The organism is Micromonospora sp. DT229, assembly GCF_049844505.1.
GTDB lineage: Bacteria > Actinomycetota > Actinomycetes > Mycobacteriales > Micromonosporaceae > Micromonospora.
The window spans coordinates 1-19,189 of the sequence record NZ_JBNCLD010000015.1 but is presented as its reverse complement, the minus strand read 5'-3'; the positions used below and the strand labels follow the sequence as shown (position 1 = coordinate 19,189).

Sequence of the window (19,189 nt, the reverse complement as noted above, 5' to 3'; positions counted from 1 at the left end):
GCGGACAGCCGTACGTCTCGGCGCTGACAGCATCTCCGTGCGGCAGTCGCAGCGGTGACTGGTGTCACTGGTGCATGTAGATGCGCCTCGCTTGGGCCTGCTCAGGGGTCGAGACATAGGCGGAGCCGACGCTGAGTTGTTCGATCTGCTGGCTCAGATCTTGGCCGTCCCTCCCCCGGAGGAACCCCGCCACGGCCTTGGACGCGGGATAGTTGGTACGGAATACGATCTTGGTGCCTGCATTCCCGAGCACGTCCCGATGGAAATCGGCCGCACCCTGGCTCGCCACGATGACCGACAGACCGTATTTGCGGCCTTCCTTCATGAGTTTCGGCAGGGTGACGTCCTTGGCCAGGCGGTGAGCCTCGTCCAGCACGACGGCGAGCCTCATCCGGCCGTCTTGCTGCCACCGGAACATCTCACGGTAGATCTTGCGCAGGATAAAGGCACTGGCTGCGAGCTGGACCGTCTCCAAGCTGAGCCGGCTGAGGTCGATAACGACACCGGCGTTCCAGGCGGCAGGGAAGGCGCCCGTCGGGCCTGTCGAGAACAGCCCGAAGTCGGTCAACGGGCGGATGCGGTCTCGGGCGTTTCGTCCACGCGCCCCTTCCTCGACCTGCTCGACCGCGTCGGCGAACTCCTCCATCGTGGGAACAGTGATCGAGGCTCCTACGGCGTCCGCGCCGGACAGGTAGGCCTCCCTCAACGCTTTGTACACGTGGCCGCGCTGGATGTCGCCCAGACCACATACGTACGCGATGACCTCCGCGACCTCCCATGCGGTCTGGCTGATCTGGCCAGGGTCTGTGCTGTTCAGTTCGAAAGGGCTGAAGGGCAGGCCTGCGGCCGCGTCGAGCACATGAGCGCCAGCGGGTGGGGCGGCCGCCATGTCCCCGTGGAAGTCCAGGATCAGCGAGGGCAGGCCCTGGCGGGCAAACTCGTGAACGACGCGGCGGGTGGTCACCGACTTGCCCTGTCCGGGAATACCGAGAATGAACGCGTGCGGGCTGCCTTTCGTACTGACCTCCCAGTTGACGGGGGCGCCACCACCGTCCTGTCCGAGCTCAACGCCAATGGCACCGGCTCCTGCAGCCGTCGGCCCCGAACGGGCCTCCTCGTTGGCCCGTTCGTGGTGGGATTCGCTCTCCGCGGAGGCTTGCGCAGCGGGCGCCGGCTGCGGGCGAACCGTTTGTTTCACGGGGTCGGCGTTCCCGTCGGTCTCCCGCGGGCGTCCCGGACTTCCCGTGTGGGCGGTGGGAGGCTTGGCGGAAGGTGCCGGGCGGGGCTCCCTCGGCACTATCCGCTCCGCTTGGCGGACGTCACTGATCGCGGTGAACCCTGCCTTTCCGAGGTTATCGGCGGTCAGCACGCTGATCGGTACTCCACGATGCTTGGCGGGGAACCCGGCGCTGCCGCGCAGACTGACCACGTAACCCCGCTTGGTCAGTTCGGGAGGATCGGCCAGTTCCTCCAGCCGGTCGATGTTGCGGTGCACCTCGTCCAGCTTGTCGGCGGCGATCAGGCCGTATCGGCCGGAACGCTCGGCGTAGTAGTGCAGCAGTCCCACCAATCTGGCCCGCTGCAGGGTGGCGTCCAGGCGGGGCGGGTCCGTGGCGAAGAACTGGCGCTGCAACACCCGTTCCGTGTTCTCTAGCTGGTCGACAATGCGATCGGCGAGATGTTGTGGTAGCACCGCGTCCCGCCGAGCTTTGACCTCGACGCATTCGATCCGCAGCGAGCGCTGCGTGATCCGGATAAGCAGTAGGTCACACCGGCGCGCGGGCTCGTCGTCGGAGCCGGCCTGAGGGCCGAAGATTTCGGGATGCGCATCGACCGGCACGATTATGCGTCCGTCGAGCTGGTTGCGCTGCTCCAAATGCGCGATCAGCGCTGCGAGGCTCACCGCCTCGTCCGCCAGCGTGTTGTCGCCGAGCAGCCGCAGCGCCAGTCGGCCGGAGACCACCATCAGCCGGCCCAACACGTTGGAGGCCCCGCCGCTCTCCGGCGACAGACCGAGACCACGCATTGCGTCGGCGAGGATGTGCAGCACCTCGTCGTCGTGGCCGGTGGTGATGGTGAGTCGCCGGCCCATGCCCTCTAGGAAGTCGGGGGCGTAATCCAGCAGGTACCTTCCGCCGCCGAAGCCAATGGACTCCGAGGCCTCGAACAGCTCGTATCCGATCCCGTGGTCGATGGTCGCGACCCAGTCGGCGCGTTCGTGGGCGGCACGCAGCAGGTCCAACTCGGCCCTGCCGAGGCTGACCATGATCGCGGGGATGGTGGTACCGAGACCGAGTGAGGCGGCCACCGCAGCCTGGTGTGCCCGGTGTGCCTCGACGATTTCCGACTCCAGTCGCCCGGCACCACGAGCCTTGAGCGTTGGCACGATGTACCAGTTGGTGGCCTCGTCGCCGATTCCGCGCAGGGACGCGGTCGACGTGAGCAGGTCCTGGAAGGACGCGGTGCGCGAGCCCGCTTCCGTCGGCGGATCGGTGACCCGGGTACGGGCGAGGTCCTGGATGACGGCGAGGTGGTGGCCCTCGTGGTCAGCGGTCAACCGGTCCAGGTCACGTACCGCCAGCCCCATGGCAGGGGTGAGATGGGACGGAGACCGGTCGGTCTCACTCGACGCGACCTCGAGCTGCAACCTGCGTAGTTCGCTGACAGGATCGGTGTACGACAGTCGATCGCTGTACGCGATCACTTCCATCCGGGGCGCCGCGGAAGTCTGGCTCTGCTCCTCGGGATCGCGAGCCTCGCTCGGCAGGACGATAGGACGCAACGCCCGCTGCAGTGCTGCGCCCGACCCGGGGTTGACCGACATCATCCGCATCGCGCCCGTGCCGGGGTGTGCCCTGCGATAGCTATGGATGCGGTTGGTGAGAGCCTGCGCAACGGCCGACATGTCCGGGCTCGCCCGAGAGATGTCCAGCGCCGCACAGATTACGTCTGAGGCGGCCTCTGGCTCTGCTGAGTCCGGTGGCAGGTAGAGCACGGCTCCGTGGGTGAGCTCCTCCGCGTACACCATCGGTCGGCCGTGCGGATCCACCACGGTGAATGGCAAGTTGGCCGGTGTTAGCCGGGACACTAGCGCGAGGTCGATGAGGGCTTCCCGCTTGGCCTTCGTGGATCCGGCGGCAGCCTCCGCAGCCCACTCGCGAAGCAGTCGATCGTGGGCCGCCACCCACGCGAGGCGCAGCGGATGGGTCGGCAGCAGGACCAGCCCGTGGACGTCCTCACTCGCGGTACCTACTCGGACCGTCAAGGTGTCCATCACGAGCAGGTCAGACCGTGCCTGGGCGTCAGCGACTGTGTCCAACGCCCGGCGGTAACTCTGGAGATAGCTGCGTGCCTGGTTGCGCAGGTCGTCGGTCCACTCCAACGTCTCCACTAGATCCCGCGGCGCGGAGTCGCCTATGGCGGCGAGGAGCCTACGGCGGCGGTCGGCCAGAGCCGGCGGGATCCGGAGCGGCCGCGACGACACCTCCACGGCGTTGACGGCCTCGCTCAGCGGGGAGTGCGCGTCGAAGGCCGCCTCCTCACCCTTCGACCGAATCATCCGCTCCTGTAGCGCGGCGATGACCCGGGATACCGGGATAAGGACCATCCGGCGGCGACCGACCCGAAGGGTGAACACCTGACCGGCGCTGTCCCAGGCGGCCCCGTCCTCAGCAAGACTGCCGCCGGCCTCCACCGCCGTTCTCAGTACCGCCTCCGCCAGGGACGGCGCACCGGCCTTGCGAGGATTGCGCTCCGGGACGTGGTCGTGGAGTTCGATCTCAAATTGGTCGCTGTCTGCGGCGGCCGGCCTTCCGTCCTCCAGATCCAGGTCGTTGCCGTCGGCGTCCTGCGCCCGCACCCGGATCACGAAGAGCGTCCCGAGCGCCAGATCGTCCTCGGTGGCGTCGACCCGCAGGGTTGCCCGTCGCCTGCCCCCTCTGACTTTGGTGGCTGCAACCGGAACAGTGTCCGGCGCACGCAGGTCGGCCGGGGGCAGGACCTCCACCCGCCACGTGGCCACCGACGTGACTTTCGCTGGTTCGGTCGTCCACTTCACCACCACGGAGCCCGGATTGTCGGGGGACACCTCGCAGTACAGCCGGCCGCCCTCGCCGACCCGCAGCTTGCACTGCGGATCGAGCGACCCGTTCTCCCGACGGAAAGGGGTAACCGCGATGTCGCTCAGCGCCGTCTGCTGGGTCTCGGTCAACGGCCACTGATCGAAGGTCAACGTACCGGCGTGGTGGTCGCCGAGCTGTCTCGTCCAGCTGATCGGATCGGAGAGCTCGCCGGCGTCCTGCCGCTCGAAGAACGACAACAGGGACTCGCGGACGTCACCCTCCTTGACCTCGGCGGCCACGAGCCGGTCGGCGACCCGCGCCGTCGGACGGAGGGGACGAGCCAGCATGGATACCGCTTTGGCGTTGTGTCGCAAGCGCCGCTCGATGCCCTGCTTGCCGAGATCGGGGATGAGGCCGACCCGCCATAATTCACGGCCCACCGTGCCGATGCTGGGGTCGGCGACCACAGCAGCGAGGAATCGGGCCCACGGCTCGACCCGACGAGCGCGGCCGAGGACGCGACGGACCTCGGTGACGGTACTTGCCACGGCGGTGGAGGCCAGTTGCTTCTCCAGTGCGGCCGTCGCTTTCTTGAGCAGTTCGATCAGGGGCACAGGCTCGAAGGAGTTGTCCAGTGAGCTGGCAGCGTGGCTCGTGCCGGCCGGCACCAAGAGGAGCAGCGGTGCCCGCTTGCGGTTTCGCAACTCGACGGCCCGATCCGGGGTGATCTCCAGCGTGTCCTGCGGAACTCCTTTGGTGAGCACGTGGATGTCGACCGGGTCGGCCAGGCCGGCGGCGACCCGGGCGGCCACGGCCCGCGCGTCGGCGACAATCAGGTCGTCAACGCGCACGCAGTGTCCGGGCTGCCGCCGGAGCATGTGCTGACTCAGCTGCTGCGCCGTGTAATCGATCAGCGTCGGTGGAAGCTCGGAATTCACACTGCCTCCAGCGGGTGCTTGACGAACTGGGCGGAGAAGTCGTCGCTGAGACCGTCAAAGCAGCCCAGCAGCTGAAGCCGGCGCTTGAACGCCTCAAGGTTCGATGCCGCGGCAGCGCGGTTGTCCACGCTGTCGAAGGCTGCAGGCGGGCGGTCTATGAGAATTCCGAAGCGAGCGCGCAGTTGGAGTAGCAAATCGGCGATAGGCATCGAGGGCCGGGTACGGCGCCCGTCGCTTTGGGTGAAGCAGACCAGCAACAACGCGACGATCAGGTCATCGGACGGCGCGTAGCGCCAGGAGCGCCGGGACGTCAAGGCACCGGTGAGCAGGCCGTAGGGCTTCTGGACGCCACCGGTGGACCAGAACCACCGGATCTGGTTCTCCAATCCCTTTCCCGCCAGGCCCTCGATGAGCAGCTGGGTGAGCTGCTCCACCGGAGGGCGCGCGGCCGACGCGGTGATCCTGGCGATCAGGTCGAGGTCCTCGTCGGTGCCGACGCTGCTGTCACGGGTCTCCTGCTCAATTGCCTGCATTTTGATGACGGCATAAGCGCTGACCAGCGGGTTGTCCTTCTCCCGGACCATTTCGACCAGACTGTCTGCCATCGGCAGCGACTTCATCTCCTGCCCACGCTTACCGAGCATCGCCACCGCGTCGCGCAGCGAGCGCAGCAGCAGCCGGTCGGGCAGGAAGCCGCGTGTGATCTCCAGATCACGCTGGACGCACTGGCGCGCCAGTTCATCCGAGGCCGAGCCGCGCACCCCGGTGAAGTCGCAGTACAGCTCCAATGGATTGACGCCCGTCAGGTCGTCCCCCATGTCCTCGGACTTCTCGCCGGTTTTCAACAGGTGGCGCATCGATCGGGCGACGCGCAGCGGCAGCTGGAAGAGCCGCAGGGAGATCAGCGCGGCGAAGCGGTCGATGAACGCCGACGGCGTCAGCCTCCCGCTGTACGCCGTCAGGTAGTCCAGCAGATCACTGGCGAGTTCCCGAGTCGCACCCGGCACGGCACTTCCGCGGAAGTCCCTCGTCTTGTCGAGGGCGCTGGACGGCTCGAACTGTTCCAGAAAGTACAGCGACAACAGTGCATTGATGTCGATGTCGGACTTACCGTCGTACGTCGCGACCCAGGTGGCGGGGGTGCCGATGTGCACACCGCCGCCGACAGCATGCCGGAACCGCTCGTGCAGGTTACTCTCGGGCGCCTCGACGCTCCGGCGTTGGAGTTCGTCGATTAGCAAGTCGTAGACGAGAGTTTCCGCGTGGCGGTGCCGGCTGCGCGACTTTGGCAGTCCGGCGCGGTAGCTCGCGATCGTCAGCGGCAGTACGTAGTCCATCTTCGAGCCGGACCGACCGCGGCCCGTGGCGCCGATGCGGACGACTGAGGAGCGGAGCCAGCCGTCCAGGACCTTGCGGCTTTGGTCGGTGTCGAAGCCGTCGAGGCGGCTGTCGGCGGCCAGAGCACGCAGGTAGTGATCGTAGTCCTCGGCATTCGTTCGCGACGGCGCGATTCGCCCCTGCTTGACGATCAGCTCCCACAGATGCGGCAGAAGACGGTCGATGTCGATGTCGTTGAGCTCGACCATGGTGAGCTCGGTGAACTCCAGGCTACGCAACTCCTTGGGAAGGGTGATGGTCATGCCGGCTCCAACCTGATCCGTCGGTCGTCGATGATCGCGCGGCGTGCCGCCCCGGCGGGGTTGACGATGCGCACCGCGTGTGCCGGACTATGTCGTAGTGCCGCGGCGAACGTCTCGATTTCCTGCCGCACCGAGTCGGAGGCGCTGTCACTGATCAGGTCGCCGTCAGTAAGGCGCAGCACCAGTTCGGCGGTGTCCAATGTCAGCAATAGGGCAGCACCGTCACGATGCCGCAGGCGCAGGGCGTCCGGAGCCGACTCGACGTACTCTGACGGCCGGGAGACCTGCTCCAGACTGAACTCCGAGGCCGGGATCTCTTTGAGGACAGCCCAGGTTCCACCAGCGCCCTGGTCCGCGACAGCGAGGTTGTCTCCCTGATAGCCATGGGCTCCGAGGAGTCGGCTCAGGCCAAGCAGCACCCTGCCGCGCATCAGTTCCCGAGCCTGAACCGAGGACGCGTCCAGGGCGGCCTGGAATTCGTCGAGGTAGCGGTAGGCGCGCACCGTCGAGCGCTCCAGCCCCGGGTTCCACAGGCCGAAGAACACCTGACGCTGGGCGCGTTGCCGGTCTCGCTCGGTGAAGCTCGCGGGATCCGCCGTCATCTGCCGATCCGTCCGAGAGGCGCGCTCCACGTTGGGGGCGACGGTGTGGGCCGGGTCCAGGTCGGTCCACTCCTGCACGAGGTAGTCGACCGAGCCAGGGTGAAAGGCCAGGTCCTCGACGAGCGCGTTGTCCGCCCTGCGAAGGTCCATGCCCTGCTCACGCGCATCGTGGACGCTGTCACACGAGCGGTCGCCGGTGATCAGCCAGGCCAACGCGGAGCGCACGTCGCGGAACGTAGCTCTCCGGTGGCGGCGCAGGTGGGAGGTGGCCACCAGCTCCTCTACTGCGTCCCGCGCCGACCCGCGCAAGGACGTGGCATTGCGCAACATCGGGCAGATTTCCCTCGACAGGCATCCTTGGCAGACGGCCCACAGCCGTTCCTCGGTGAAGGTGTCCAGGATGCGACCCGCAAGACTGGTGTCGTCAGGACGGGACGCGAGCGTTCGCCGCTTCAAGTCAATCAGGGCGACCCCCTGGTTGCCAGGCAGGCTTCCGGCCAACTGCCGACGTATCTCAGCGGCCTCGTCCTCGTACAGGTCCTCGTTTTCGTTGAAGAACTGGAGCAGTCGACCGTCGTTGATCGCCAGCAGGACCGTGTGGCGGGCCGGGTCTTCGCCTGGCGCGGGATCCAAAGCAGCACGTATCAGCTCATCCGACGACTTGCCCTCATGGGATTCGCTGGCATCGTAGACCGCGACGTACGTGTGGCCGTCGACCCTGAGCCGCCATCCCGCCGCGTCTTGTCCGATGACCTCGGCGCCACGGCGTCGTAACTCCTCGCCGACCTGCACGAGAAAGGACGTCTTGCCATCGCCGGGGTTTCCGGTGAGCAGCACGAGACGTACATGGCCGTCAACCACGGCGGGCAACAGCCGGGTGTCGAGCAGCGTCGGCACATAGGTGTCGCGGGCGAACTGCTCGTCCAGACCGCGATTGCCGCTGTTGCCCACCGTGCTGGCCCGGTAGAGGCCGCGCAGGTGGTTGACCGTCTGGTTGACGAGGTTCTCACCAGCCACCTGGGGAATCTCGTCGAGGAGGCTAAGTTGCCCGGCCAGTTCGCCGGCGGACGACTGACGGCGAGCGGGGTCAACGTCGGCCGCGGTGAACAGCAGATCGAGTATGGCCGCGCCGAGCGGCCCCCAGGACTGCCGCTCATCGTCCGTCAGCGCGATGAGCTGATCCCGGCGGTCGTCGTTGCGCGCGGGGTCACCCGCGTAGGGATAGCGTCCGAGCATGGTGTAGATCATCGTCACGGCGAGCCCATAGAGGTCGCTCTGCGCGGTGGCGCCCAACCCGGTACGCAGTTCCGGTGCCATGAACGGCGGTGTCCCGACCACGGTGGTGCCTTGTACCGGACCCGAGACACCGAAGTCGATGATCTTGGCATGTCCGTCAGCGCCAACGATGACGTTGGCCGGCGACATGTCCCGATGCACCACATTATGGCCGTGCAGGTAGGCCAGGCCCGCCAAGATGTCGAGCGCAATTGCGCGATACTGTTCGGCGCTGGGCTGGCCGGCTTCGGCGAACTTTTTGAGGTTCTCCCCCGGGACGAACTCCAGCACCAGGTAACCCGGCGGGCGCGTGTCCATGTCGTAGACCCGCGCACAGTTGTCGTGGTTGATCCGGTCAGCGACGGCGTACTCAAGTCGTGCGAAGTCAGGCGAGACATCCTCGTGGAACTGCTTGATCACCCGCAGCGTATCGGTGTTAGTGTCGCGAACCTTCCAGGTCCGGGCGAAGCCACCGTGGCCGAGACTCTCGAGTATCTCGTACCGGCCGGCGACGACCGCACCGACCTGAAAGACCAGCTGACCATCGGAGGGTTGCCCGAGACCCTGCGCAGACGCCGCCCCGGGGCGTCCCGGCGGTACCGTTCCGGATTGCGCCTCCTCGATGCGCCGTACCGCGACGGCCGCCTCGGGGCGACGCTCAGGGTTGGCGTCGAGGCAGACCTGCAGCACCTCGCCGATGACCGGGACGCCCATGATCGCCGAACGAACAGCCTCGACGTCCGGTTCGGGGGGCAACTCGCCGAGCACCCATCCGGCCAGCGCGAGCGCCAGCGCGTAGACGTCAGACACCTCGGTAGCGAAGCCGATGTAGCTCCTGCACTCCGGCGCCCGGTACGGCACCCCCGCGTCCGCGTCCACGGACAGATCCGGCGCGATGGTCTGCGCGCCGTCCACCCTGGCAAGGAAGAAGTCGCTGAACTTAACCCGCAGTCCCTTGCCGAGAAAGACCCGCGACGGGCACAACCCACGGTGCAGCAGACCCTCCTCGTGGACCTCTGCCAAGCCCCGGAACGCGTCGGCCACCACGTCGATGGCAACCTGCCGAGGCGGAACACGCCCAGACCGCGCGGGATCGTTGATCCGCACCGACGTGGCCAGGCTCTTCCCCTTGGCCGGCACGACCGGTACGACGACCCACTGTCGTGCCTCGTCCTCGAAGCTCGGGTGGATCTGCCAGGCCCGTTCCCGTTCTTCCAGACGATCCAGAGCAAGGCGCTCCCGCTCGATGACCGGCTCTGGCGCGGAGTCCGGCCCCCACCCGTGCATGGGGTAACAGCGCAGGATCACGGTGCGTTGCCCATCCCGGGCGTGGAAGCAGCGGCCATTCCCCAACGGCGCGAGCTCCTCCACTACCTCGTACGGACCAATCCGCTCGGGACGCTGTTCCCGATGTTCCAGCCCTTCCAGGAACACGACGATGTGCTCGCGGACAGTCTTCAACTCTGGGCCAAATGAGGCGTCCCAGTTGATCAGCCACTCGGCCGCCTCGGGCAGCCGTCGCACCACGTCGCCATCGGCAAAGGAGCTGTCCGGCAGGATCCTGACCTGGTCATGGGAGAGGATCACACCCGACACGACAAGGTGCCGCCCCCGGCCAACTCCGCTGTAACCTGGCACACGCCTGCCAAGTTGCCCGGCGAGCACCCGAGCGAGGTGGCCGACCCGGTCTAGAGGGTTACGCCGCTCCTGTCTGCGCACCCGCCAGATTTGGTCACCCAGGACGACCTCAGGCCCCCATGATTTCTCCTCCAAGACGAACACGGCGCGCTCCCCCACAACGACTAGGTCGAGGTCGTCGCGGGTAGGTCCGCTGAGCTTGCGCCCCGCAAAGATCTCCCATGCCGCCGGGAGGTCACGTGCCAGCGTCTCCGCGGTCTTTTGCTCGCCCGGCCCCTGGTAGTCGCCCATCACCGTTAATCGCGCCACGGATCACCTTTCGTAGTCGTCAGGCCACGTCCAGCTGCGTACGCTCTCGCACTTCTGCAGCCGCTCAAGGACCGGGGTGTCCTTGGTGTACACCGCAAGAAGCTGGTCGCGGGCCCGCGTCATCCCGACGAGGCCCACTCGCGCCCAGTTAGCCGAGCCGACAGGCGAGGTCTGCATGTCGGGGACAGTCTCGAGACCGACCATGACGACCACGTCGAACTCGTAGCCCTTTGCACCGTGGACAGTCATGATCTTGACCGCTGGCGAGTCCGGGTCGAAGGATGACATGGCGGTGCGGCTGACCACGACGTAAGGCACTTCGGCCTCGTCCAGCGCGTCGCGCAGCCGACGGGTCATGCCACGCCACTGCGACATCAGGATGGCGATGTCCCCGGCCTGTCGCTCCCCCGAGTCAATCATCCGTCGCACCTCCCATGCGACGGCAGCTGCTTGCTCGTCCCAGGTGGCCGCCCAGATCAGCTCGACGGGCTCCCCGTCCGGGACTTCACCGTCCACTTCGGGCAAACCAATGTCGGGGTACGCGGCAGCGGTCGCGGTGAGGATCTGCGGGGTGCTGCGATAGGCGCGGTCCAGTCGGAGGTATTCCACGTCCCTTCCGGCCAACGCCGAGTAGGCGAACCCGTCGCGGTACAGGGCCTGCCGCTCGTCCATCCCGATGGTCGTGCCACCACCTCTGGGCCGCACAGTCTCCAGGGCGAATCCGAGCCAAGCCTCGCCGAAGTCCTGAGCCTCGTCGATGAGCAGGGCGTCTACGTTCTGGGGAATCCCCCGCCCGCGAGCCTTCGCCAGGTCTTGCAGGGCACGCCCGTCGTCCTCTAGGTCGATGCGGTGACCCTGGCCGTGGGAGAACCTCCCGAACGTCTCGACCTCGATGTTGGAACAGTCGGCGACGAGCCCGCCCAGGTAGGTCGCCAAGGTCCGGTTGTAGCAGAGCAGCACGATCCGCCAGTCAGGGTGATGGGCGGCGAGATGTCTCGCCCGCCCCGCGAGGACGAGCGTCTTGCCGCTGCCCGGCGGCCCTGTCACGACGAGGACATCGGCGACCGGGCCGGTGGCCGCGACCGCCTGCTGCGCGTCCAGGCTGACCCGCCGCCGGAGCCGATCGCTCCGACCGGGGTCGGCCGCGCCACGCCGAGCGCGCAGGTCGAAGGAGAGCGAGGGCGCCAGAGCGGATCGTAGGGCTTCAGCATCCCTTGCCGAGATGGGCCTGGGCTCAAGGTGACTTAGCCAGTCACCGACTTCCAGGTCGACAGGGCTCATCGCCTTTAGACGCGCACCCGCAGTGATCACCTTCTCCACGCAAGCGCCGAGGAGGACCAGTCGGTGCGGGTGTGCCACCTCCAGCACCGGCGCCACTTCCCGAAGCTCCGCTATCTTCCGGTTCAGACGGACGAAGGGCTCCCGCACCCCCGGACTGGTGCCGTCGATGTCCACGTCGACGATCAGGACACCCCGCCGCTCGTCGACGACGATGAGGTCCGGCCGGTCGCTGCCGTCTCCCCGTAGGACGAAGACATCAGGGTCGAGGATTCGGATCAGCCGCTGCAGCAGTGCGTTCGTAGGTCCCCCGGACGCCATGCCGCCAAGTCGCCCCCCACTCATGTTCCCTCCGTACCGAACGCATCCTCTCCTCGTAGCCCAGAGGTGCGTGCAGCGACATGCTAGTACGACGGGTGTCTTTACGATGGCCTCGTAGCGCCGCCTGACCCGACCTTCTGAGAACGCAGCGTGACTGGAGGGACCCACGGGTCCCCGTGAATTGTTGGTCCCGCTGCCCCTCAGAAGACCGTCAGTCGGATCCCAAGCGTCGAGAATCCACCCGTGCTCGTGCTGCTCGGGTAGTCGATCGCAGCGTGAGGTCGCACCACCATGATGCGCTCCACATCGCCGTCATCGACCATCGGGGCACGTCAGCGGGCAGGTGCGGCCGCCACCAGGCCCAGTATTCGTGCCACACCGAAGCTGTCTGGATCGGAGTCGGATGCCGTCGCTGAAGACGCCCTGCGGTCCTCGTGGCCGAATCCATCAGCACTGAGCCTTCCACCTCACAGCCTCCACATTCTCGGCCTCACACCAATCCTCCTCCGGGCCGGCACTGTCGGAGACACGACAATCAAACCGCTGAGGCACGACCTGGGCACACGCGATAAGTATCGCCGGGGCTGAGTGTGCCCGGCAGGCGGTGCGGCAGGCCACCCTGAGCGGCTGATGCATAGGCCGCTGTGATCGCGTGTGCGACGACGAGCGCGGATCGCGCCAGCTCTGCTTCCAGGGCAGCGGAGGTCACCTGGCGGAGTACATCATCGGCGAGGGCGGGTAGCCAGTCGTCGTGGGCGTGGCGACTCCCTGGCGTCTCGGCCAGTCGCCAGGTTCGCCGCCCGGTGGGGCTGTCATCGACGAGGGTGTCGTCGTTCAGGACGACCGTGCCGTGTGTGCCGGTGAGGCTGTAGGTGTTCCTCCGGTGCGGGGCTCGCCATGAGAGCAGGATGTGGGCTTCGATCTTGCCGCTCATGTCGAGCACTAACTCGACGTGGTCCTCTACCCCCGGGGTGCTGTATCCCATCGTGCAGCCGACCAGGTGGACATGCATCCCGGTCAGCCATTCGGCAAGGTATACGCAGTGCGTGCCGTGATCGACAAGTACGCCTCCCCCGGAGTCTGCGGGGTTGCGGCGCCACGACGGGTTCCAGTCCGGAGATCCGCTTGCCGATGTGGGGCGTTCGATTCTCATGTCGATGCGCTGCAGGGGTCCGATTCGTTCGGGAGCGCCGAGTTCGCGGAGACGCTGTAGCAGCGGCGAGTGTACGTAGTTGTGGCCGGGGTAGATGATCCTGTTACGTTGCCGGGCAAGCGCGATCAACTTCGCTCCGTTGCCGGGGTCGAGGAAAGTGGGCTTCTCACAGAACACGTGGGCGTCGCGCATGAGCGCCTGCTCGGTGTATGCCTCGTGGCTGGTCGGCGGCGTGCAAATCAGCGCCAGGTCGATATTCACGTCGATGTCGTCGAGAGTGGCTGCCACGGCGGCGTGCGGGAAGCGGGCTCGCGCGGCGTCGCGCCGTGTTGGCGTGGGGTCGAGGATGGCTACGATCCGGGTCTGAGGCATGGTGTCGTAGCACCGGGCGTGGGCTTCGCCTGCCCGCCCGTATCCGATGACACCAACGTTGATCATGTCGGGGCCTTGTAGCGCTGTAGCACTGACACGAGGGTGTCCACGGCTGCGGTGAGTTCGGTCTCGTCGGCGGTTAGCGGCGGGTAGAGCCGTAGGGTGTGCCCTCCGGTCATGACCAATACTCCGGCGGCTACGAGCTGCTGGAACACCTCGCGCAGCTGCTCCTTGCTGGTGACGTTCAAGCTGATCCCGATCGCCATGCCGATACCGTGGACGCTGCTGACCAGCGCCAGCCCGGCGAGGTCCTGGCGCAGCCGGGTGAGCGTCCGAGCCCCCACCTCGCCCGCTCTGTCTGCCAGCTGCTGCCTGTGTACGGTCTGGGCCACGACGGCGACGGCACGGCACGCCAGCGGAAAGCCGCCGTAGCTGGAGGAGCTGGCGCTGGGGGCTCCGAATGGGCCCCGCTGCATGAGGTCCGTCGAGGCGCAGATGGCGGAGACAGGGTATCCGTTGCCGAGGCCCTTGCCGAGTACGACGACGTCGGGACGTACGTCTGGTTGGTCGCTGGCGAGGATGGTGCCCGTGCGGCCCATGCCGGTCATGGACTCGTCGGCGATGAGCAGTGCGCCATGTTCGTCGGCGAGGCGGCGCAGGGCACGGAGGTAGCCCGTAGGCGGCACCACGTTGCCTGCCCGGCCTTGAACGGGTTCGACCAGGATCGCTGCGAGGGATCCGGTGGACTGCTCACGCAGGATGTCGCGGGCGAGGTCGATGCAGGCGAACCCGCAGGCTGGCGAGGTCAGGCGCAGGGGGCAACGTGAGCAGTTCGCGTATGGGGCGCTGATGCTCCCGGGTGCGGTGGGTCCGAGGCCCGTGCGTGCCCCGCTGGTGTGCGCGAGGCTGCCCAGTGTGCGGCCGTGGAAGGACTGCCAGAAGGAGAGGATCTCGAAGCGGCCGGTCGCGGACTTCGCCAGCCGGATGGCCGATTCGACGGCCTCGCTGCCGCTGCTGTACAGCTGTATGCGGTCAAGGTGAGCCGGCAGCAGGTGCCGCAGCAGGCGCGTCATCTCCAGCCGGGCGTCGCTGGCGTGCGCTCCGATCATCCAGCTGCCTATCTGTCGGGTCAGGGCTTCGACATACGCCGGATGCGAATGGCCGAGGAGGTTGACGCCGGCGGCGCCCATGAGGTCGGCGATCCTGCGCCCGCTGGTGTCTGTGAGGTGCATCCCTGCCGCTTCGGTGACGGCGAGACCTGCCCACCGGACCGCCTCGGAGATGCCCGGTCCGAGGACGGTCATCTCCTCATCCCAATGCGCCTGGCCGCTCACGACGTCGTCTCCCTGGCGTTGGTGGACGCCACCCTGAACCCGCCCGCGGGGTGGCGATCGGTGGCGAGCATGCGGTTGCGGGTGAACGAGTTCGCGCACTCGGTGGCGTAGTAGAAGGCTCCGCCGCGGATGACGTATCGCTCCCCCGGTCGGGTGCTGGCCATCTCGCGTCCGTCGTCGTGGCGATAGGGATAGCCGAATGTCGGTTGGTGTCCGCTGTGCCCCCAGAGGCTGCGGGTCCATTCCCAGACGTTGCCGATCAGATCCTGGCAGCCGGCCTCGTTGTCGCCGTCCGGGGAGAACCTGCCGGGGGCGAGGACCGCGCCGATGCCGGTGGCGCGGATGTTGGCCCGACGTGGATCGGGTACGTCTCCCCAGGGGTGTCGCCGGCCTCGGTCGTTGCCTGCGGATGCCTCCCACTGCGCTTCGCTGGGCAGGACGATGCGCTGTTCCGGAGCCAGCGCCCTGGTGTGATGCAGGTGGCGGGTCAGCCAGGCGCAGTAGCGCGAGGCGTCGAGCCAGGACACCATGACCACGGGAAGGTCGTCCCGCCACAGCGAGTCGTCGGCCTGCCAGTGGTCGGGGCAGGGGCCGCCCTCGGCTGCGAGGAAGGCAAGATATTGGCGGTTGGTCACTACGGTGCGGGCCAGCCGGTACGGCTGGAGGCGAACTGTGTGTCGTGGGCGGCAGTCGTCCTGTCCGTCCGGTGCGTCGACGCCGAGGATCACCTCGCCGCCGGTGCACGGCAGCAGGTCGGGTACCGCCGGTTCCTTCAGCGCTGCTTCGTGGACCTCGCGTGGGATGACGCCGTCGGCCAGCAACTGACGCAGCGACGGCTGCCGGTCCTGCCGTGACATCGTGTCCGCATAGCTGCGGACGGCCTCGGCGCGCTCGCTGGCCGCCAGCCGCAGGAGGCTGGCGCGCGCGAACGGGGTAGATGCGGCCAGCGCGGCGAGTTCGGTGACCGCGTCGAGGCGGGAACCCGGGTCGGGCGATATGAGATCCTCGCGGACGTAATCGGGCAGTTGCTCGCTGACGTACCGGGACGTGATCGCAGCCTGGCTCGCGCCGACGGCGAGGTGAGGGCTCCCGCCTGCGGCGACGACGCGTTGCCGGGCGAGGTCCAGCAGGTGCGGCACTGCCTGCTGGGTTCCCGAGGCTGCGAGGTCGCCGAGGACCGCAGCGAGGGCATCGTGGCAGGTGCTCTCGGGCCTCGTATCCGCGGCGGATGGCGATGCGAGCACGAAGGCGCCCGCAAACGCGGGGGCGAAGGCGCCCACCGTGTCGCGAGTGGAGACGAGGTCTGCGCAGACGATGACCGGCTTTCCCGCTTCTGGAAGAACGACCGCCGACAGCTCATCGATCCGAAGCATGCTGTTGGGGCGTCCCGGAACGGAGCCGGGCAGCGCCAACGCGGTGATATCGCCGTCGCGACGGGTGAACGTGACAGCGTGGCCCGCCAGGCAGACCAGCAGCACATCCTGCCCGCCGAGAGCCTTCCTGGCATCGTCGATGGCGCGGCGGGCGGCGGCAGGGTTGCCGAGTCGCCGGTCGGCAATCACGATGATCTTGCTGTCGAAGTGGTGATCGAGCTGCCAGCGCAGCTCGGCCTGCATCTCGCCGTGCGCCGCCCAGCCGATCGCTGGCAGGTGCCGGTAGGTGGTCGGCGCGAGAAATAGTGCGCCGATACTTACAGGTATTCGCGGAGCCATGTCACCGTCTCGCGGTACACGATTTCGCGTTCCTGCGGTTCTTCGAGGCAGTGATCGCCGTCGGGTACCCCGACCACCTTGTGCGGTCCTGAGACCAGGTCGGCTGCGCGCACGCTCTGCCCGAATGGCACCTCGTGGTCGGCCTCCCCGTGAACGAAGAGCACCGGCGTGGACAAGCCACGCAGCGGTGCGCTGATGTCCTGCACGTCCTGCAGCTCGTCGAGGAAAGCCACGCCGATCTGCTCGCCGTCGAGATCCACATAACCGTCGCGCCGCGCCGCGCTGAGGTTCTCCTCACTCACGTAGGATTCGAACGCGCCGTCGAGCAGCCAGATGGCCGGCCACAGCAGCACGACCGCCCGGTATGCCGGGTCGTAGCCGGCCAGGCCGACGGTGGCGCCGAAGCTCTCCCCTACCAGCGCCCATGCGGTCGGCTGATACCGGTCATCGGCGAAACTGCGGACCGCTCGCAGGTCCTCAACCTGTCGGGCGATGGTCATGTCCCGGTAGCTGCCGGTGCTTTCGCCGCAGCCGCGGAAGTCGAAGCGCACGGACGCGATCCCGGCAGCGCCGAGACGCGCGGCAAGGTCGGCGTAGAGGTCAGCCGGCCCGTCCTTCTGCCCACCCGGTCCGCCGTGCAGCATCATGACCATCCGTTGCGGCGACCCGGTGGTCGGTGTCGCGACGACGGCAGCGAGCTCGTCATTGCCCACACCGATCCGGTGACGTGTCTGCTGGATCATGAAAACCTGCTCCTCATCTCTCGGTGGCGCGCAATCAGTCGCCGCCGACCGTCTGGCTGGTGAACCTGATTCTCGGACGCCGGTACGCGGCCAGCCACAGCCACGGCATGAACAGCGCTCGGGTCGCATAGCGCGAGGTGGCCTCCGCTTCGGACTGCTCGCCAGACAGCGACAGCTGCCGTGCGTTTACAGCGGCTTTACGCGCGTGCCCGTGTGCTCTGAGCAGGCGCCCCCGGAAGAGGTTCAGCCGAGCATCGGTCAGGTCGATGCGGACCAGCTGACGGACGTCGCGGTATTCCTCAGCGATCTGCCGCGCCTGACGAAGCAGCAGACCCGAGTCCGCGAACGCCCGCCGCATCAGACTCACCTCCGCCAGATCCCTGATCGCGTATGCCTTGCCCCGCTCCCAGGGCAACTGCTCACAGGCTTCCAGGAACCGGCGCACCGTCTGCTCACACGAATCCAGCTCGCCCAGATGCCAGTAGGCGGCTCCGACCAGCGACTGTATGTCGATCATGTTGTTCGGGTCGCCAGCTGCCCGGGCCATCTCCTCGGCATCTTCCTGAGGGTTCTTGACCACGGCGAGGGCTTCGGCCGCTTGGCCGGCTCGGAACAGTGCGAAGCCGACGCACCGGAGCTGTCGGGCGATCTCCCGTGCCGAGCCCGCGTCCCGGGCGATACCGAGCCCCAGCTGGGCTGTGCGAGCCGCCTCCTCAGCCTCACCGCGCACCGCGTGCGTAGATGAGATCACTGACAAGGCCAGCGAACGCTGCTCATCGTTCCCCAGCGCCGTCGCTGCCTCGTACGCGACCCAACCGAGTTCGATACGGTCGTCGAACAGACCCAACGTGAAGAAGATGTCCAGCGTGACCTCGAACAGCTTCACGCACTGCTCATACGCCTCATGCCGGTGAAGGTCGCGGACGAGCAGCCGTATCGCCTCGATGTGCGCGCCGGCGCCGGCCGCGTCCTCCCAGTCCTGGCTGAAGCGGGCGATGAAGTGCTCCGCCAGCCTTCCCGCAAATGACACAGTCTCGCCGGACGCTGTGCGGTTGAGCACGAATAGCCGCAGCGCAGCCGAGCATGTGTACACCGTCACGCCGTGCTGCTGGCGCGACGAGAGCAGCCCATCGGACCACAGCCGCTCGACGAGGGCGCCCACGTCTGCCGCCGGGACCGCGAGCGCCACTCGCAGCTGCTCAGCGTCGGCGCTGCCGCCCAGGTACGCGCACACACGCAGCAGGCTGCGCCCCATCTCGTTCACTTCCTGCCACACCACACTGAATAACGCATCAGCCAACTGCGTCGACCCGCTCTCAAGCTGACCAAGCCGGTCCGAAAGACTCCGGCCGTCTCGCGAACAGGCCAGCACGAACAGCTCAATCGCCCTCGGATTACCGCCGAGCAACCGATGGATACGCTCGAACGTGGCAGCATCAGCGCCGACGATCTCCGGAACGCTACGGCGCCGGGCCTCCCGAAGCAGCAACTCCTGCATGTACTGCAACTGAAGCTCCTGCAGCAGCACCCGCGGCGCCGGCAGTCGACCGGGAGTGTTGGCGCTAACGATGGCCAGCGAGCCGCTCGGCAAGGTCCTGAGGAAGTCGATCAGATGCTGCGCATCAGCGGCGGTCAGCCGCAGGTTGTCGACGACCAGGACAGCCGGATGGTCAGCCAGGTGGGCACGTAGCGCCTCGGCCTTGTGCTCGGCGGAAGTAGCTGACAAAGCCGGACTGTGGGCCTGACCCGGTTTGACGGACATCCCAGCTCAGAGGGGCTGTGTGCTCCTCGGGAGGATGTTCATCATGGAAGG

Annotated in this window: 9 protein-coding genes; all 9 read right to left on the bottom strand. The window is 67.3% G+C overall.

Annotation, left to right across the window (positions count from 1 at the left end; genetic code table 11):
* Positions 1-64 precede the first annotated feature (64 nt).
* Positions 65-4,999, bottom strand: coding sequence for a helicase HerA domain-containing protein (locus tag ACLQ2T_RS21465; protein ID WP_425768139.1), 4,935 nt, complete (start codon positions 4,997-4,999; stop codon positions 65-67).
* A complete protein-coding gene (gene mads7, locus ACLQ2T_RS21460; protein ID WP_425768138.1) occupies positions 4,996-6,639 on the bottom strand; it encodes a methylation-associated defense system protein MAD7 in 1,644 nt (547 codons plus the stop codon). Before mads7 ends, ACLQ2T_RS21465 begins: the two co-directional genes overlap by 4 nt.
* Entirely contained in the window at positions 6,636-10,463 is a 3,828-nt protein-coding gene (locus ACLQ2T_RS21455) for a protein kinase domain-containing protein (RefSeq protein ID WP_425768137.1), read from the bottom strand. Before ACLQ2T_RS21455 ends, mads7 begins: the two co-directional genes overlap by 4 nt.
* Positions 10,464-10,466: 3 nt before the next feature.
* Positions 10,467-12,086 (bottom strand): 3'-5' exonuclease, encoded by a 1,620-nt coding sequence (locus tag ACLQ2T_RS21450; RefSeq protein WP_425768136.1) that lies wholly within the window; start codon positions 12,084-12,086, stop codon positions 10,467-10,469.
* Positions 12,087-12,597: 511 nt separating this feature from the next.
* Positions 12,598-13,653, bottom strand: a complete 1,056-nt coding sequence (locus tag ACLQ2T_RS21445) for a Gfo/Idh/MocA family protein (protein WP_425768135.1) — start codon at positions 13,651-13,653, stop codon at positions 12,598-12,600.
* Positions 13,650-14,921: an aspartate aminotransferase family protein gene (locus tag ACLQ2T_RS21440; RefSeq protein WP_425768134.1), complete on the bottom strand. Its 1,272-nt coding sequence runs from the start codon at positions 14,919-14,921 to the stop codon at positions 13,650-13,652. Before ACLQ2T_RS21440 ends, ACLQ2T_RS21445 begins: the two co-directional genes overlap by 4 nt.
* On the bottom strand, positions 14,918-16,633 hold the full coding sequence (locus ACLQ2T_RS21435; protein WP_425768133.1) for a formylglycine-generating enzyme family protein: 1,716 nt from the start codon (positions 16,631-16,633) through the stop codon (positions 14,918-14,920). Before ACLQ2T_RS21435 ends, ACLQ2T_RS21440 begins: the two co-directional genes overlap by 4 nt.
* Positions 16,612-17,376 carry an alpha/beta hydrolase gene (locus ACLQ2T_RS21430; protein WP_425768132.1) on the bottom strand — a complete coding sequence of 255 codons (765 nt, stop codon included), beginning with the start codon at positions 17,374-17,376 and terminating at the stop codon, positions 16,612-16,614. Before ACLQ2T_RS21430 ends, ACLQ2T_RS21435 begins: the two co-directional genes overlap by 22 nt.
* 34 nt (positions 17,377-17,410) lie before the next feature.
* Positions 17,411-19,102 carry a hypothetical protein gene (locus tag ACLQ2T_RS21425; RefSeq protein WP_425768131.1) on the bottom strand — a complete coding sequence of 564 codons (1,692 nt, stop codon included), beginning with the start codon at positions 19,100-19,102 and terminating at the stop codon, positions 17,411-17,413.
* Positions 19,103-19,189: the final 87 nt, after the last annotated feature.

Coding starts and splice junctions, on each gene's coding strand:
- mads7 (WP_425768138.1), bottom strand. CDS start 6,639: ATGACCATCACCCTTCCCAAGGAGTTGCGTAGCCTGGAGTTCACCGAG.
- ACLQ2T_RS21450 (WP_425768136.1), bottom strand. CDS start 12,086: ATGAGTGGGGGGCGACTTGGCGGCATGGCGTCCGGGGGACCTACGAAC.
- ACLQ2T_RS21445 (WP_425768135.1), bottom strand. CDS start 13,653: ATGATCAACGTTGGTGTCATCGGATACGGGCGGGCAGGCGAAGCCCAC.
- ACLQ2T_RS21435 (WP_425768133.1), bottom strand. CDS start 16,633: ATGGCTCCGCGAATACCTGTAAGTATCGGCGCACTATTTCTCGCGCCG.
- ACLQ2T_RS21430 (WP_425768132.1), bottom strand. CDS start 17,376: ATGATCCAGCAGACACGTCACCGGATCGGTGTGGGCAATGACGAGCTC.